The organism is Pectobacterium cacticida, assembly GCF_036885195.1.
Taxonomy (GTDB): domain Bacteria; phylum Pseudomonadota; class Gammaproteobacteria; order Enterobacterales; family Enterobacteriaceae; genus Pectobacterium; species Pectobacterium cacticida.
The window spans coordinates 765,759-781,879 of record NZ_CP133656.1 but is presented as its reverse complement, the minus strand read 5'-3'; the positions used below and the strand labels follow the sequence as shown (position 1 = coordinate 781,879).

14 protein-coding genes, 1 tRNA gene and 2 pseudogenes are annotated in these 16,121 nt (G+C 52.2%); 6 read left to right on the top strand and 11 right to left on the bottom strand.

Translation table 11 applies throughout. The annotated features are described in order from the left end of the window. Positions 1-19 precede the first annotated feature (19 nt). The gene (locus RFN81_RS03715) at positions 20-1,237 is read left to right on the top strand and encodes an MFS transporter (RefSeq protein ID WP_264497838.1); all 1,218 of its coding nucleotides are present in this window, start codon (positions 20-22) and stop codon (positions 1,235-1,237) included. A gap of 13 nt (positions 1,238-1,250) precedes the next feature. On the opposite strand, the pseudogene RFN81_RS03710 reads toward RFN81_RS03715, so the two are convergent. After that, a pseudogene (locus RFN81_RS03710) lies at positions 1,251-1,606 on the bottom strand (IS5/IS1182 family transposase); the annotation flags it as partial. 122 nt (positions 1,607-1,728) lie between these two features. Here RFN81_RS03710 and RFN81_RS03705 point away from each other — a divergent pair. Then, positions 1,729-2,070 (top strand): hypothetical protein, encoded by a 342-nt coding sequence (locus RFN81_RS03705; RefSeq protein WP_264499051.1) that lies wholly within the window; start codon positions 1,729-1,731, stop codon positions 2,068-2,070. A 129-nt stretch (positions 2,071-2,199) separates the two neighbouring features. Here the strand turns inward: RFN81_RS03705 and RFN81_RS03700 are convergent, their stop codons facing one another. From RFN81_RS03700 to xerD, 10 genes and pseudogenes are all read right to left on the bottom strand, one after another. Beyond that, on the bottom strand, positions 2,200-2,526 hold the full coding sequence (locus RFN81_RS03700; protein WP_264497837.1) for a hypothetical protein: 327 nt from the start codon (positions 2,524-2,526) through the stop codon (positions 2,200-2,202). A gap of 306 nt (positions 2,527-2,832) precedes the next feature. Beyond that, positions 2,833-3,048: pseudogene (locus RFN81_RS03695) on the bottom strand (Arm DNA-binding domain-containing protein); the annotation flags it as partial. A gap of 48 nt (positions 3,049-3,096) precedes the next feature. After that, positions 3,097-3,170, bottom strand: a tRNA-Gly gene (locus tag RFN81_RS03690). Positions 3,171-3,251: 81 nt separating this feature from the next. Next, positions 3,252-3,935, bottom strand: a complete 684-nt coding sequence (locus RFN81_RS03685; protein ID WP_264497836.1) for a LysE family translocator — start codon at positions 3,933-3,935, stop codon at positions 3,252-3,254. 62 nt (positions 3,936-3,997) lie between these two features. Continuing rightward, positions 3,998-4,753: an AraC family transcriptional regulator gene (locus tag RFN81_RS03680; protein WP_264497835.1), complete on the bottom strand. Its 756-nt coding sequence runs from the start codon at positions 4,751-4,753 to the stop codon at positions 3,998-4,000. A gap of 287 nt (positions 4,754-5,040) precedes the next feature. Further along, a complete protein-coding gene (lysS, locus tag RFN81_RS03675; protein ID WP_264497834.1) occupies positions 5,041-6,558 on the bottom strand; it encodes a lysine--tRNA ligase in 1,518 nt (505 codons plus the stop codon). An 8-nt stretch (positions 6,559-6,566) separates the two neighbouring features. Next, positions 6,567-7,665 (bottom strand): peptide chain release factor 2 gene (prfB, locus tag RFN81_RS03670; protein ID WP_264497833.1). Its coding sequence is split into 2 segments (ribosomal slippage): positions 6,567-7,589 and positions 7,591-7,665, totalling 1,098 coding nucleotides; the frame shifts between segments, so codons are not numbered across the junction. A gap of 113 nt (positions 7,666-7,778) precedes the next feature. Next, positions 7,779-9,524: a single-stranded-DNA-specific exonuclease RecJ gene (gene recJ, locus RFN81_RS03665; protein WP_264497832.1), complete on the bottom strand. Its 1,746-nt coding sequence runs from the start codon at positions 9,522-9,524 to the stop codon at positions 7,779-7,781. Between the two features lie 6 nt (positions 9,525-9,530). After that, positions 9,531-10,247 carry a bifunctional protein-disulfide isomerase/oxidoreductase DsbC gene (dsbC, locus tag RFN81_RS03660; RefSeq protein WP_264497831.1) on the bottom strand — a complete coding sequence of 239 codons (717 nt, stop codon included), beginning with the start codon at positions 10,245-10,247 and terminating at the stop codon, positions 9,531-9,533. Between the two features lie 148 nt (positions 10,248-10,395). Then, positions 10,396-11,295: a site-specific tyrosine recombinase XerD gene (xerD, locus tag RFN81_RS03655; protein WP_264497830.1), complete on the bottom strand. Its 900-nt coding sequence runs from the start codon at positions 11,293-11,295 to the stop codon at positions 10,396-10,398. A gap of 291 nt (positions 11,296-11,586) precedes the next feature. Here xerD and RFN81_RS03650 point away from each other — a divergent pair, with 291 nt between their 5' ends. The 4 genes from RFN81_RS03650 (at position 11,587) to yfaU (ending at position 15,831) form a co-directional block, all read left to right on the top strand. Further along, entirely contained in the window at positions 11,587-12,369 is a 783-nt protein-coding gene (locus RFN81_RS03650) for an IclR family transcriptional regulator (RefSeq protein WP_264497829.1), read from the top strand. Between the two features lie 37 nt (positions 12,370-12,406). Continuing rightward, on the top strand, positions 12,407-13,612 hold the full coding sequence (gene rhmD, locus RFN81_RS03645; RefSeq protein ID WP_264497828.1) for an L-rhamnonate dehydratase: 1,206 nt from the start codon (positions 12,407-12,409) through the stop codon (positions 13,610-13,612). Positions 13,613-13,688: 76 nt separating this feature from the next. After that, positions 13,689-14,975: an MFS transporter gene (locus RFN81_RS03640; RefSeq protein WP_264497827.1), complete on the top strand. Its 1,287-nt coding sequence runs from the start codon at positions 13,689-13,691 to the stop codon at positions 14,973-14,975. Between the two features lie 25 nt (positions 14,976-15,000). Next, positions 15,001-15,831 (top strand): 2-keto-3-deoxy-L-rhamnonate aldolase, encoded by an 831-nt coding sequence (gene yfaU / locus RFN81_RS03635; protein WP_264497826.1) that lies wholly within the window; start codon positions 15,001-15,003, stop codon positions 15,829-15,831. The last annotated feature ends 290 nt before the right edge of the window (positions 15,832-16,121 follow it).

Below are 16,121 nucleotides of genomic sequence, written 5' to 3'. Positions count from 1 at the left end.
ATTTTTTGTGGACCTCATCATGACATCCATCCTCGCACCCAAAACGACGCTTACCCGTTCGCAGGTGTTAACCATGGCGATCGCGACCGGCACGACGATTGCCAACCTCTACTACAGCCAGCCTATCCTCGGTGCCATGGCGGCGACGTTTGGCGCAAGCAGCGCGGAGGCCGGCTCGGTCCCCCTCCTTGCTCAGGCAGGTTTCGCCATCGGCTTGATCTTTGTCGCGCCGCTTGGAGATCTGTATGATCGCAAGCGCCTGGTCATTGCCTTGGAAATCATGCTTTTCCTGGCCCTGGCCTCGTTTAGCATGGCACCAAGTCTCATGGCGCTTCGCATCTGCGCATTTCTTGTCGGCGTCTCCGCGACGTCTGTCCAGGTCGTGGTACCGCTAGCCGCTACGTTGGCATCGCCAGAGCGCCGTGGTCAGGTGGTCAGTCTCGTGTTCACCGGCACATTGATGGGGATATTGTCTGCCCGAATCGTCGCTGGCATCGTGGCCGACACGTGGGGGTGGCGCATCATTTTCGAACTTTCGGCGATCGCCGCAGCCTGCGTGGCTATTCTCATCGCCGTTGTCATACCTGCTGAAGGGAGACGTCAGGGTCCTCCCTATCTCAAACTCCTGGCATCCACGGCGGCTCAGTGGACCCGGTTTGCCACCCTCCGCCGCGTTTCCATCCTTGGTGCCCTGACCTTTGGCGTTTTCTGCGCGTACTGGACAACGCTGACTTTTCAGCTTGAATCCGCGTTTGGCTTTGATGCATGGAGGATCGGGTTGTTCGGTATCGCTGCCATGGCGGGTGCCGTCCTTTCACCTTTTGCGGGAAAAATGGCCGACCGGATCCACCCATCAAGCATGCAACTGGCCACTCTGACCACGTTGCTCTTGGGAACACTACTTGCCGCTATTGGCCGCGAATCCCTATCGCTACTGGTACTCGCCACGATAGTGATCGATGTGGGCATGCAAACCACACAGGTCAGCAGTCTTGCCCAAATCTATGCCTTGGACCCGCTCGCGAACAGCCGAATCAATACCGTCTATATCGCCAGTTTCTTCATGGGCGGGGCACTGGGTACGGCTTTGGGCATTCTGGCCTGGAACCACGGTTACTGGGTGGCAGTATGCGCTCTACTGGCAGCGATGAGTGCTGTCGCACTATGCATTGCGGTGCGCAGTGTCATGCTTCGCAAGGCTAGCGATGCTTCCCGAGATGAACGAGAGCAGGATTAATGGTCTTAGGGTAGGCATCCACCCCAATGTGCGCTTTCTTGCAGAAGTACCATTGCTGATCTTTGTAGCTCTGCTTCATCTCGGGATCTCGCTGGCCGCTGGCATTTTTGGTCGAATTAAAGGCCGAGCTCAGGGTAGCATCGACCACCGTGCGCTGCGCAGTATCAAGTCGCGGGCACTCAGAATCGTGTTGACCGTGGCCGGGATCCGCTCGGCCAAATGATGCTTCTCTAGTACGTGCCGGAACCGCAAAATGGTGCTCTCGTCAGGCAACCGGGCATCCCAGCCGCCCCGTCCAGGCACATCGTGCAGTGTCTCTTCTATGGCCGGATTGCTCACCATGAACCACTGCGGCATATGTAGTACACGATCGGCTAGGTTTGAACCACAGCGAACGCACCTGGACGCCGTGCTGGCGTGAACGACCTCACGTTGCGCGGCACATCGCCTGCGACAAGCGAAGGCATCATGGATTTGCTGAGGGACGGTCCATGGGAATCTCCTTTAGGAAGAACATGGGATTCCCCGTCCATACAGGCGGCGCATTGACGGTTGGAGCCACGACCAGGTGGGGGTGTAATGTAGGAGATGTATCACTCTCTGGCTTTGCAGCTTTAAGAATGCCAGTGTTAATAGAAAATCCAACTAGGCTTGCATCCAGAGGTTTTCTTGATAAACCAAGAACGACGAAATTATTTCGTTATATAGATAAAGACTACAGCCCTAAATTTACTGCCGCCAACAAATTCATGAAAATATATATGGTCGGAAGCTCAATTAAAAAAGTACATGCTGAATTCTCAAACGAAAACTACCTACTAGGTGACAGATAGGAATCAATTAGAAATAGCAATATCTCATCGCATTGCTATTTCTATAATTGTTCTTTTTTTAAAAATTTTTGGGGTGATTTAAAATTTCACGAATTCTGAGATACATTAATTTAGCTATTGTTATCATTTTTACCTTAAAATAACCCCCCTTTGATTTGAAAACGCATAGAAACATAACCCCATAAATAAGAATAAAAAATTAATACTATTTATTATAATACGATATTCATAATAATCATAAATAGCGAAACATAGTGGTAAAAGGAAAGGTATTAACATACCTCTCCAAGATAAACGTGATACAAACAAGATGTAATCAGAAAAGGGTTCGATGTCTTTTATTTTTTTCTCTTTGCTGTAAACTTTATTTTTAGTTTCAATATATTTATTTTTCAGGCGAAGTAATTCCCTGACACTCAATCCTGATTTTAAGATTAATGTTCTTTTATCCATCATCCATTCCCTTGGTTACCTGTTTTTCTAATCAGCTAAATATTAGGCGTCATTGTCGCAGCCAGTTTGGTAATAGACAGCGCGCAAAGACCGGAGCATACACAGATTACGTGAGGATTTCGAGCACTGCCCAGGGCCTAAATGGCAAGTAGAACAGTCCTGATGGCATAGGCTCTAAGTTTCTCGCTCAACGGCACCGGCATCTGTAGAGATTCTGGGCAGGATAATCCTTCACTCTTCCCGTCACGATGGCATATTTCCAGACTTACCCACAGCGCTACCGCACTTTGCGAAGCGTCTCGGTAGCACCTCTTTACGAACTTCGCTGGGATTAATGCCAGCCACCACCCGTTTTTTGGCTTCATCGCGTTTCTGTCTTGCTTCTGTTAAAGAAATGGTTGGGTAAGTGCCAAGCGACAACAGTTTTGCTTTACCACCGAAACGGTAGCGATAGCGCCATCCTTTAGAGCCGTTAGGTTCAATCAGTAGCGAAAGGCCATTACCATCGTTTTTGGTGTAAGGCTGTTATGACTGGGTTTTGTGGACTTTGGGGAACTTCAGAGAAGGTATTTTTGGAGCGAGTGAAGGGAATCGAACCCTCGTATGCAGCTTGGGAAGCTGCCGTTCTACCATTGAACTACACTCGCGCCGAGAGACGCGTGGCATTATAGCGCTATGCCGTTATCGAGCAAGCAAAAAACTTAGCAACGCGTTGAAATACTAACCGGTTAGGCGGCCGTAGACAGCGGTAGGAATAACGTCTCATACCCATTGGCGATAACGTGCCAGGCAAAATAGGCGAATAACAGCGCAGAAATCAGACTGCAATAGAATGAGATTCGTTCTTTCAGCAGACGCTGACCATATTTTACCAGCGCCGCAAGGAAAATCGTCCAGAGTATTCCACCGCCAAAAAAGCCTAATAGAAATAAGCTCACCATAAATGCCGATCCATCGGTAGATTGCGCGATGATAGTGCCGCCAATGGCCGCAAACCACAGTAACGATGTCGGCGAGGCCAGCGCCATACCGATACCACTGAGAAATTCGGTATATCGGGCGGGTGCCGTTGTGTTATCTCTCTCATTCGCAGTTATTGGCAGGTTGGCAAAGCGCTTTACCTGATAATCCCGCCATGCCGCCCGTGCCATGCTGAATGCCATCCAGACTAAAATCAATCCGCCGCCAATCCATAATACCCAGCGCACCGGCGTCAAATTAAACACGACAGCCAAGCCTAGAACCGACAGCGTGGCATAAAATAGATCGCCAAAGCAGGAGCCTAACCCGATATAAAATGCCGATCGCGCGCCGTAGCGTAGTCCACGATTAATAATCGCGGTATTGACCATTCCCAAGTCGAGGCACAGCGATAGGGACAATAGCATCCCCGTAATCATCACTAACAGCATGGTTTTCCCTTTGAACATAACGTATTAGGGCCAGTGTAGCGATGAGCGGAAACGCTGTATTGTCAAAAATTGATGTGACGGAACTGCCCCGGCGTCATCGCATTATAGCGATTGAACGCCTTGGTAAAATGCGCTTGATCGGCAAACCCCACATCGGCTGCAACCTGACTGATCGCCTCGCCCTGTCGCAGCAGTTCGCGCGCTTTACACATACGTCGTTGCATCAACCACGCCAGCGGCGGCAACCCTACCGCCTGATTAAATGAGCGCACCAGGTGTGCGACAGAAATGTTCTCACGCTGAGCGAGCTGGTTGAGTGTAGGGATAGCACTCAGATCGTTTAGCAAATCGTCTTTGATCCGTGTGATACGTTCGACTTCTTGAACCTGGCGGTGAGGCGACACATGATGCTGATTCTCCATCAACGCCGCCAACAGCAGGATAATACGCTCCTGACGCGCGCTATCGTCCAAATCAGAAATGACCAGTTGTTTCAACTCGGATGCGAGTTGCGGTGAAGCATTCCAGCCCCGTGAGAACCGGAAAGTTTGGTGAAAAAAATGCTCAAAAGCCTGCGGATGAACATATAGTGATGCGCACTGCCAGCGCGCAAACGCGTTCTCGCTGCCTTGCAGTTGGTTGGGATTGTAGGTTGTCACCATCTCGTTGGTGGCAACAAAGGTCTCCCCATCCAGCCAGACGGTTTCCAGCCCGCTAAGATTGGCGCTAATGACAAACTCATCATGCGTATGCCGTGGAAAACTGCGTCCGTTGGTTAACAGCGCCAACTCGAACCAGGCATCGCGATACGTAATCATGGAGGTGTTCCGGCAGTGAATGGATGCCTGAAAATAGCATCTTCCCCCATCAGGCGACAATCACAGAATGACGGCTAAAATGCGGAGATAAAATGGGATGAGCCAGGAAGACTATCGAGGTAAGATCGAGATATGCGGGGCAACCACGGTGCAAGATGTCCGTGCGGGAATATCATCCCCTTGTTTCCCCTAATATTTGGCATTGTCGATAAATTTAAACCGGCGCAATTGCACCGGTTTAATAAAGTATGACAACAATGTCAGGCTGACTTTTTACACTCAGCGACTTACTTCTGCGGGCGCATCGCCGGGAACAGAATCACATCGCGGATAGTGTGGCTATTCGTGAACAACATCACCATACGGTCGATACCGATACCCAGACCCGCCGTCGGCGGCAGACCATGTTCCAACGCCGTCACATAGTCTTCGTCGTAGAACATCGCTTCATCATCGCCCGCGTCTTTAGCACTTACCTGTTGCGCAAAACGCTCAGCCTGATCTTCGGCATCATTCAGCTCGGAGAAGCCATTACCAATTTCACGCCCGCCGATAAAGAACTCAAAGCGATCGGTAATGTCTGGGTTCCGATCGTTACGGCGTGCCAATGGCGACACTTCCGCCGGATATTCGGTGATGAATGTGGGTTGGATTAGATGACTTTCTGCCGTCTCTTCAAAGATCTCGGTAACGATACGGCCCAGACCCCAACTTTTCTCGATCTTGATCCCGAGAGATTGCGCGATCGCAGTCGCTTTCTCCAGATCGTCCAGATCGGCGACATCGGTTTCTGGGCGGTATTTACAGATGGCTTCGCGCATCGTCAGTTTCTCGAACGGCTTGCCGAAGTCAAACGTCTGGTCACCGTATGGCACCGTCGTTGAGCCCAGTACCTCCTGCGCCAGCGTGCGGAACAAGTTTTCCGTTAGAACAATCAGGTCTTTATAATCGGCATACGCCATATAAAGTTCCATCATGGTAAATTCAGGATTGTGGCGCGGAGAAATGCCTTCGTTACGGAAGTTTCGGTTGATCTCGAAGACACGCTCAAAGCCGCCGACAACCAGACGCTTTAGGTACAGCTCCGGCGCGATACGCAGATACATGTCAATATCCAGCGCATTGTGATGCGTGATGAACGGACGGGCCGATGCGCCGCCAGGGATCACCTGCATCATCGGCGTTTCAACTTCCATAAAACCATGATCGACCATGAAGTGCCGAATCGCCGCCATCACTTTGGAACGAATGCGGAAGGTATTGCGAGATTCATCGTTGGCGATCAGATCCAGATAGCGCTGGCGGTAACGGGTTTCCTGATCGGCGAGACCGTGGAATTTATCCGGCAGCGGGCGCAGTGCTTTGGTCAGTAGGCGCAGTTCGGTACAGTGGATGGACAGCTCACCGGTTTTCGTTTTGAAGAGCTTGCCGCGCGCGCCCAGAATATCGCCCAGGTCCCACTTCTTGAATTGTTCGTTGTAGATGCCTTCCGCCAGATCGTCGCGGGATACATAGAGCTGGATACGACCACCAACGTCCTGCAACGTAGCAAAGGAGGCTTTCCCCATAATACGACGGGTCATCATGCGGCCAGCCACGGTCACTTCAATGCCCAGCGCCTCCAGTTCTTCGTTGGTTTTGCCACCAAACTCGGCATGCAGGCGATCGGACGTGCTGTCACGGCGGAAATCATTCGGGAACGCAACCCCAGCCGCACGCAACGCCGCCAGCTTTTCACGGCGCGTTTTTAATTCGTTATTCAGATCCTGCGCCTGATCGGCACCCTGTGATTGTGATCCAGCCATGTGAATTTTTATAACCCCGCTTTTAAACTTGCTTCAATAAATTTGTCCAGATCGCCATCCAGCACGGCCTGAGTGTTGCGTGTTTCCACCCCGGTACGTAGATCCTTGATGCGCGAATCATCCAAAACATAGGAACGAATCTGGCTGCCCCAGCCGATATCGGATTTATTATCTTCCATCACCTGTTTCTCAGCATTTTTCTTTTGCATCTCAAACTCGTACAGCTTGGCTTTAAGCTGTTTCATCGCCTGATCTTTGTTTTTATGCTGAGAGCGGTCATTCTGACACTGCGTGACGATGTTGGTTGGGATATGCGTGATACGCACCGCAGACTCTGTCCGGTTAACGTGCTGCCCCCCGGCCCCGGATGCGCGATAAACATCAATACGCAGGTCGGCTGGATTGATTTCGATATCAATATCGTCGTCCACTTCCGGGTAAACGAACGCGGAACTAAACGATGTGTGGCGACGGCCGCCTGAATCGAACGGGCTTTTACGTACCAGACGGTGTACGCCGGTTTCGGTACGTAACCAGCCAAAGGCATAGTCGCCGATAATCTTGATGGTAGCGGATTTCGTACCCGCAACATCACCATCTGACTCTTCAATGATTTCGGTTTTGAAGCCTTTCGCTTCCGCCCAGCGCAAATACATACGTACCAGCATACTGGCCCAGTCCTGCGCTTCCGTACCGCCAGAGCCTGCCTGGATATCAAGATAGCAATTCGCGCTATCGTATTCTCCGGAGAACATACGCCGGAATTCAAGCTGGCCTAATTTATTTTCCAGCGCGTCCAATTCCGCAGTGATGTCATGAAAAGTATCTTCGTCGTCTTCTTCCACCGCGAGTTCCAACAGGCCTGTTACATCTTCCAACCCCTGAGCGAGCTGATCGATGGTGTCGACGATGGCTTCCAGCGAAGAACGTTCTTTTCCTAATGCCTGCGCACGCTCAGGATCGTTCCAGACATCCGGCTGCTCTAGTTCGGCGTTGACTTCTTCGAGACGTTCTCTCTTAGCATCGTAGTCAAAGATACCCCCGAAGAACGGCGCTACGTTCAGAGAGATCCTGAATGCGGTTTTTTATCGGATTAATTTCAAACATGATTTTTATATTCTTACGTTAGGTCGTTGGCTATAGAATGGTGTAACCCGCTATTCTAGCGGATAAAACACGCGGTTTATAGCCTTTCCGCCCGCCATGTTCCGTTCATACGGTTAGCGCGGCCACAGATGTTGAATGAGCAATTGCACCGACCGTTGACCGCGAAATTCGTTAATATCCAACCGATACACCATTTCCACTTCTTTAATACTTGGGTCCGACCAGATGGCGGTATCGACATTGAAGGCGATGCCATCGAGCAGTGGCGCAGATCCTGCGACATCGATCGGTTCAAACATCGCTTTCAAATGACGTTCTTTAAGCAGGCGAGGTTTGATCATACGAAAACGCCCGTCGAACGTGGGTTCAGGGAACGCCTGCCCCCACGGCCCGGCATAGCGCAGCATTTCCGCCGTCGAAAGTAGATCCAGTTCTGACAACGGCAGTTCGCCGTCAGACCAAACGACGCCTTCAAGCTGAGAGGGGTCAAGCCATTCGCTGACCAGTTCGCCAAAGCGCTGGCGAAAATCCTCGAACCGATCTTCGTGTAGCGATAGCCCGGCCGCCATCGCGTGTCCGCCGAATTTCTCTATCATATCGGGGTACAGCGTATCCAGACGCTCCAGCGCATCGCGCAGATGTAAACCAGCAATAGAGCGCCCCGACCCTTTCAGCATACCGTTACCCGCGGGTGCAAAGGCAATGACCGGGCGGTGAAAACGCTCTTTAATACGCGAAGCCAGAATACCGACAACGCCCTGATGCCATTCCTGATGGTACAGCGCCAAACCATAGGGCAATACCGCACGTGTGCGCTCCAGCGTGTCGCAGAGCTTCAGCGCTTCAACCTGCATCCCCTGCTCGATTTCCCGCCGATCCTGATTCATGTCATTCAGTTCATTGGCAAGAAGGCGTGCTTTAACAAGATCATCGCAGAGCAGTAGATCAACCCCGATCTTCATGTCGTGTAACCGTCCGGCGGCGTTCAACCGTGGGCCTAGGGCAAAGCCTAAATCGCTAGCGACCAATTGGCTGGCATCGCGATTAGCAACCTCCAACAATGCCCGAATCCCCGGACGACATTCGCCAGCACGAATACGATTTAGCCCCTGAGAGACCAGAATCCGGTTATTAGCGTCCAGCGGCACCACGTCGGCCACTGTTCCCAGCGCGACCAGATCCAGCAACTCAGCCAGATTAGGCTTCGACAACCCCTGTTGCGTAAACCAATGGCTATCACGCAGGCGCACAAATAGCGCCATCATCAGATAAAACGCTACACCCACGCCAGCCAGCGCCTTGGAAGGGAACCGGCAGCCAGGCAAATTGGGGTTAATCATCGCGTCGGCGTCAGGCAACATTTCGCCCGGCAGGTGGTGGTCGGTTACCAGCACCGTGATACCACGGCGATGGGCCTCTTCAACGCCCGAATGGGAAGAGATCCCGTTATCGACGGTCACGATCATTTCTGCGCCCAGCGCATCCGCCTGCGCCACCACTTCCGGGCTTAATCCGTAGCCATTGTCAAAACGATTCGGCACCAGATATTGCACGTTTATCGCGCCCATACTGCGCAACGCTAATACGGTGAGCGCGGTGCTAGTCGCGCCATCGGCGTCAAAATCGCCAACGATGACAATGCGACGCTTTTCTGCCAGCGCGCGTTGCAGCAAATCGATTGCGTTATCAATCCCGCTTAATAAACGATAGTTGAGCAGGCCACTCAGGCTACGTTCCAACTCCTGAGCACCTTTCACTCCGCGCTGCGCATAAAGACGACGTAGCAGCGGTGGAACCGTGTCAGGCAAATCAATCCCCTCCGCCAGCGGCCGCCGACGGAGTTGTGTCATCATATTCACGTAATATCAACCGCCCGTTTTTTGCGCAGCCTGATGCGCTTCCAACATCGCCAGCATTTCCTTCGGCCCTTGATATCCCGGCACCACCATTCCATCCTGCAGCACGATAGCGGGCGTACCTTGTACGCCAAACTGGATGCCCAATTGATAATGCGCGGCAATAGCGGTTTTGCAGGTTGCTGGCGAAATCGCATCGCCTTTCATCGCGTTATCAAATGCTTTATTGCGATCGGCTACGCACCAGATGGATTGCATATCTTTGGCAGCCTGCGAATTCATGCCCTGACGGGGGAAGGCCAGATAGCGCACGGTAATGCCCAGCGCATTGTAGTCCTTCATCTGTTCATGCAACTTGTGGCAATAACCGCAGGTGATGTCGGTAAAAACGGTAATCACATGTTTTTCCTGCGCGGCTTTATAGACGATCATCTGTTCCTGTAGCGCATTCAGTTTGCCGAGCAGGATTTGATTCGTGGTGTTGACCGGCATGCTACCGCTCACATCGTATAGCGGGCCTTGCAGCAAATGTTTACCATCTTCGCTGATATACAACACGCCGCTATCGGTTATAACGGTTTTCATGCCCGCTATCGGCGAAGGCTGAATCTCCGCCCCTTGCATATCCAGACGTGTCAGCGTCTGTTGGATCGCCGCATCATCAGCGTGCGCAAAGTGAGTCGCCGTCGCCATCAGTAAAGAAAGCAGTAATAAGCCTTTTTTCATTTCATCGATCCTGTTACGCAATTTACCCGGAACCCCGTGCTTTTTTAATATAGGGTTCGTGGCCAATGCGATGTCGTAGTGAACGGGAAGCCCCGTCGGCCAGATAACATCCTGTTACCGTATGTTAACTCTCTGTCGTTACGCGAACCTAGGCGCGCGGATGGTGCTGCTGATGAAGCTGCTTCAGCCGCTCCGTCGCTACATGCGTGTAAATCTGCGTGGTAGAAAGGTCGCTGTGCCCCAGGAGCATCTGCACGACCCGTAAATCCGCGCCGTGGTTCAATAAATGTGTCGCAAACGCGTGGCGAAGCACGTGCGGCGAGAGCTTTTCGCTGTCGATAGATGCCAATACCGCATAGTGCTTGATGCGGTGCCAAAACGTCTGGCGCGTCATTTGCCGAGCGCGGTTGCTGGGGAACAGCACATCCAGCGTCTGCCCATTAAGCAGCCACGGGCGACCATGCTCAAGATAATACTCGATCCAGTACACCGCCTCTTCCCCAAGCGGCACCAATCGTTCTTTATTGCCTTTCCCCAACACGCGTACCACGCCCTGACGCAGGCTGACATCGCTCATCGTCAACCCGACCAACTCGGAAACACGCAGCCCCGTGGCATACAATACCTCAAGCATGGCCTTATCACGCAATTCCAGCGGCTGTTCAATGCTGGGCGCATTGAGTAATGCATTTACCTGAGCCTCGCTTAAATCTTTGGGGAGACGTTGCGGCAACTTCGGTGACGACAGGATCGCGCTAGGATCATCGCTGCGCAGCTTTTCCCGATAAAGGTACTGAAACAGCCGACGCAACGCACTCAGCAAACGGGCTGAACTGGTGGCTTTATACCCCCCTTCAACACGCTCTGCCAGAAATGACTGCAAGTCAATCGCCTGCGCGTGTAGCACATCATTATCATGATGTGCTAACCAGTCCACCAGCGCACGTAGGTCTTGCCGATAAGAGGCTAACGTATTTTCCGCCAGATTGCGCTCCAGCCACAATGCATCAAGAAATTGCTCAACCAACGCTTCATCTGGTGCGTGCATATTATTGATGTCCTCTTTTTATCGTCCATTCGTCATTATGCCTGAGTCATCTATTCAGGGTACACCGATGCGCTCACACGGGTTTTCCTTGTATCACGCGTCGTTCGCCAGCACGCTCATCGCGTCAGTACAACCTGTTGTACTCAAAACAAAAAAATCCGTGATCTGATTCACGATTACAATTGTCGCCGCCCCCGTTTTTCACATTGAGCCACGTTATATGAAGCGCATCACATAATGCAACCTGAGCACAAATAATACTGATTCCATCAAGAAAGACAGGAGTCCAGTATGTTGGAATCAACAAAAGTCCCCGCGTTGACTCGTGCGATCGAAATCATGAATCTGATTGCTCGCCGAGGGCCGTTGTCGGCGGCGGAGATCATCGCCGATCTCGCCATTCCGAAGAGCACAACCTACCTATTGCTGGCCGAACTGAAACGACACCGCTTTGTTTCCGTAGATGCCAATGATAACTACTGCCTGTGGACCAAGTTAGTGGAGTTAGCGGAACAGGCGCTAAGCAAGATCGACCTGCGCGATATTTCCCGGGCCCGGCTGACACAGTTGATGGAACAAACCAACCTGCTTTGTCATTTAGGAATCATCGATGGTGAAAATGCCTATTACATTCTAAAAGTGGAGTCGCCTTCCACCATCAGCGTGCGGTCTCATGAAGGGAAAAGTCTGTCGCTCTCGCGCTCAGGGATTGGCAAATGTTTACTTGCCTGGCAGCCAGATGAACCGCGCGAAAAGATCATCGCCAACCTCGATTTTTCAATCAAGACGCCCAACACCATCAAGACGCCAGAACAGTTACGCGCCGAACTCACCAAGATTCGCCGCCAGGGCTGGAGCTATGACAACGGCGAAGACTATGTGGATGTGCGCTGTGTCGCCGCCCCGGTCTTCAATAGCCGTAATGAACTTACCGCCGCCATTTCGGTGGTAGGCACGCGGTTGCAAATTAATAACGACAACCGCGATCTGTTGGCTAGTCAAACGATCGCCTGCGCCAGGGATATCTCTCGCCTATTGGGCTGGAGGAGTCCGTTCGATCGCCAGACAGCCTAACCCCTACAGATATAATGATAACAATGGAGAATGAAAGATGACCTTACCTACAATTAAACACATTCGCGCCTGGTTCCTGGGTGGAGCAACGGCTGAAAAAGGCAGTGGCGGCGCCGATTATCACGATCAGGGCAGCCATCATTGGATCGACGATCACATCGCCACACCGATGAGCAAATACAAACAATACGAGCAGTCACGTCAATCCTTCGGCATTAACGTATTGGGCACGCTGGTCGTAGAAGTGGAGGCAGACAATGGTCAGATCGGTTTTGCCGTCTCCACCGCAGGTGAAATGGGCTGTTTTATCGTCGAGAAACATCTAAGCCGGTTTATCGAAGGCAAATGTGTCAGCGATATCAAATTGATCCACGATCAGATGCTGGGAGCAACGATGTATTATTCCGGCTCCGGTGGGCTAGTGATGAATACGATTTCTTGCGTCGATCTGGCGCTGTGGGATCTCTTCGGGAAGGTCATCGATCTCCCGGTATACCAACTTCTCGGCGGAGCGGTGCGTGATGAGATCCGGTTCTATGCCACGGGAGCACGCCCTGACCTCGCCAAGGAAATGGGTTTTATCGGGGGTAAAATGCCAACCCACTGGGGGCCACAGGATGGCGATGAAGGCATTCGTAAAGATAGGGCGATGGTTGCCGATTTTCGTGAAAAATGTGGACCGGATTTCTGGCTGATGCTCGACTGCTGGATGAGCCAGGACGTCAACTACGCCACTAAACTCGCTCACGCCTGTGCGCCGTACAACCTGAAATGGATAGAAGAATGCCTGCCGCCGCAGCAATACGAAGGTTATCGGGAATTGAAGCGTCACGTACCGGCGGGCATGATGGTCACCAGCGGAGAACACCATGGCACCTTGCAATCTTTCCGTACATTGGCAGAAACCGGAATCGACATCATGCAGCCCGATGTCGGCTGGTGCGGCGGCTTAACAACGCTGGTCGAAATTGCGGCGATTGCCAAATCCCGTGGCCAACTGGTGGTGCCGCACGGGTCTTCCGTTTACTCCCATCATGCCGTGATCACCTTTACCAACACCCCGTTCAGCGAATTCCTGATGACCAGCCCAAATTGCGACACGCTACGCCCGCAATTTGATCCCATCCTGCTTGATGAGCCGGTGCCAACACAGGGACGCTTACCTAAATCAGCCCTCGATAAACCGGGTTTTGGCGTCGAACTGAATCGGGATCTCAACCTTCAGCGTCCATATACGCACTAATCGATCCCTTCGTTACGGCCCGCCATACATGATGCGGGCCATGACCATAACATTACCTCTAATGAGGATACACACTATGAATACCGTTCTGGAAAGCACGGTGAGGAAGAACCGTGCGCGGTTAATTCCGTTTATGTTGATGTTATATATCTTGGCTTTCCTCGATCGCTCCAATATTGGGTTTGCCAAGGAAACTTACCAACTCGATACCGGCCTTAGCAACGAGTCCTATGCGCTGGGTGCTGGAATCTTCTTTGTGGTCTATGCGTTTCTTGGTGTTCCTGCCAATCTGTTGATGCGCAAATGGGGAGCGCGCCGCTGGATAGGGAGTACCACCGTGGTATGGGGCGCGCTTTCCGCCGCCATGGGATATGCCGATACCGAAGCAAAATTCCTGATCGTCCGTACATTGCTGGGGGCGGCGGAAGCTGGCTTCTTTCCGGGTATGATTTATCTGACTTCCCAATGGTTTCCACAAAACCATCGCGCCAGAATCATGGGGCTGTTTTATATGGGTGCGCCACTGGCGCTGACGCTCGGTTCCCCATTGTCCGGCGCACTGCTGGAAATGCATGGCTTTCTGGGGCATCCCGGCTGGTTCTGGATGTTCATCATTGAAGGCGGGCTAGCCTTACTGGCTGGGGTATTTACGTTTTTCTATCTCGATGACACACCACAACAGGCTCGTTTCCTCAGCGCAGACGAAAAACAGGTTCTGATCGCCCAATTAGCCAGTGAAGATGAGAAGAAAACCACGTCTCGTTTCAGGGATGCCATTACCAACACGCGTGTCTGGCAATTAGCCATTATCTACATGGCGATTCAAATCGCGGTATACGGGCTGATCTTCTTCCTCCCGACGCAGGTGGCCGCACTAATGGGCACCAAAGTTGGTTTCATCGCCTCTCTGGTTACCGCCATTCCCTGGGTGGCGGCGCTGTTTGGGACGCTGCTCATCCCCCACTATTCCGATAAAACGGGGAATAGGCGCAACGTCGCCGCGGTTACCCTGTTTGCTGCCGCGCTGGGGATTGGTATTTCCGGTCTGGTCAGTCCGTTGCTGGCCATCGTCGCCCTGTGTGTGGCAGCGATCGGATGTATCGCCGTGCAACCCGTATTCTGGACTATGCCCACGCAGTTGCTTTCCGGTACAGCGCTGGCGGCGGGAATTGGTTTCATTAACCTCTTTGGCGCGATTGGCGGCTTTCTGGCGCCAATCCTGCGGGTAAAAGCCGAAGCAGCATTCCAGAACGGTGCCGCAGGGCTGCTGACGCTCTCTGGCATCGCCATTATCGGTACGCTGATTATTTTCACTCTGAGCGCGGTGAAACCATCCACGCTGACAGCGCAAACTCATCGCTAAAATACCATTTGAAGTAAGGATTATTATGAATAGTAAGTTAGAACACGATGTCTTGAACCATGAGATATTAGCTAACCCCTTCAAGCAGGGGCTACAAAATGGGAAGGTGCAAATCGGCCTGTGGCTCAGCAGTACATCGGCTTATCTGGCCGAGATTGCCGCAACATCGTCCTACGACTGGTTGTTGATCGACGGTGAACATGCGCCTAATACAATACAAGATCTTTACCATCAGCTTCAGGCTATCGCGCCTTATGCCAGTCACCCTGTGATTCGTCCGGTAGAAGGGAGACGCAGTATTATCAAGCAGGTGTTGGATATTGGTACTCGAACCCTCCTGATCCCAATGGTGGATACCGCCGAGCAGGCCCGCGAGGTGGTGTCCGCAACCCGCTACCCGCCCATCGGGACGCGCGGCGTCGGGGCAAGCGTTGCCCGCGCGGCTCGCTGGGGGCGGGTAGATAATTACATGGCAAAAGCCAATGAAGAACTCTGTCTACTGATTCAGGCCGAGAGTAAGACGGCATTGGATAATCTGGACGCACTGCTGCAAGTGGATGGCGTTGATGGCATTTTCATCGGCCCAGCCGACCTCTCCGCGTCACTGGGCTACCCTGATAACCCGAACCACCCGGAAGTGCAGCGTATTATCGAACAGAGCATCCGGCGTATTCGCGCGGCGGGCAAGGCTGCGGGATTTCTGGCTGTCGATCCGGAAATGGCTAAAACATGCATTTCATGGGGCGCCAATTTTGTCGCGGTCGGCGTAGATACTCTGCTTTATACACAGGCACTGGATGAACGTCTGGCGATGTTTAAATCGACGAGAAAGACACAACCGCAAGCCAGCTATTAACGATAACCGACATAATTACACCGCCTACAGCCCAAGGACGGGCTGCTTTGTCACACCGTTACTCCATATGTTGCTACAGCGATCTCCCGATCACCCTCACGCCGTACATGTGGCTATGGAATGTCCTCTGCGTTTTTTATGCAAATTTATTTTATGCTACCTCATTCGGCCGACCCCGGTACAAAATGCGGAAAAGAGTAATATAAGTCATAGGATGTTTTTATAATCACGTCCACAACCACACAGGCGCTTTTCGCGCCATGCTCATAGCGTGGGCTGACATTGAAATG

Excerpts from the sequence above, each read along its gene's own strand:
- RFN81_RS03715 (WP_264497838.1), top strand. The coding sequence starts at position 20 with ATGACATCCATCCTCGCACCCAAAACGACGCTTACCCGTTCGCAGGTG.
- RFN81_RS03705 (WP_264499051.1), top strand. The coding sequence starts at position 1,729 with ATGGGAATCTCCTTTAGGAAGAACATGGGATTCCCCGTCCATACAGGC.
- RFN81_RS03700 (WP_264497837.1), bottom strand. The coding sequence starts at position 2,526 with ATGATGGATAAAAGAACATTAATCTTAAAATCAGGATTGAGTGTCAGG.
- RFN81_RS03685 (WP_264497836.1), bottom strand. The coding sequence starts at position 3,935 with ATGCTGTTAGTGATGATTACGGGGATGCTATTGTCCCTATCGCTGTGC.
- RFN81_RS03680 (WP_264497835.1), bottom strand. The coding sequence starts at position 4,753 with ATGATTACGTATCGCGATGCCTGGTTCGAGTTGGCGCTGTTAACCAAC.
- lysS (WP_264497834.1), bottom strand. The coding sequence starts at position 6,558 with ATGGCTGGATCACAATCACAGGGTGCCGATCAGGCGCAGGATCTGAAT.
- dsbC (WP_264497831.1), bottom strand. The coding sequence starts at position 10,247 with ATGAAAAAAGGCTTATTACTGCTTTCTTTACTGATGGCGACGGCGACT.
- xerD (WP_264497830.1), bottom strand. The coding sequence starts at position 11,295 with ATGCACGCACCAGATGAAGCGTTGGTTGAGCAATTTCTTGATGCATTG.
- RFN81_RS03650 (WP_264497829.1), top strand. The coding sequence starts at position 11,587 with ATGTTGGAATCAACAAAAGTCCCCGCGTTGACTCGTGCGATCGAAATC.
- rhmD (WP_264497828.1), top strand. The coding sequence starts at position 12,407 with ATGACCTTACCTACAATTAAACACATTCGCGCCTGGTTCCTGGGTGGA.
- RFN81_RS03640 (WP_264497827.1), top strand. The coding sequence starts at position 13,689 with ATGAATACCGTTCTGGAAAGCACGGTGAGGAAGAACCGTGCGCGGTTA.
- yfaU (WP_264497826.1), top strand. The coding sequence starts at position 15,001 with ATGAATAGTAAGTTAGAACACGATGTCTTGAACCATGAGATATTAGCT.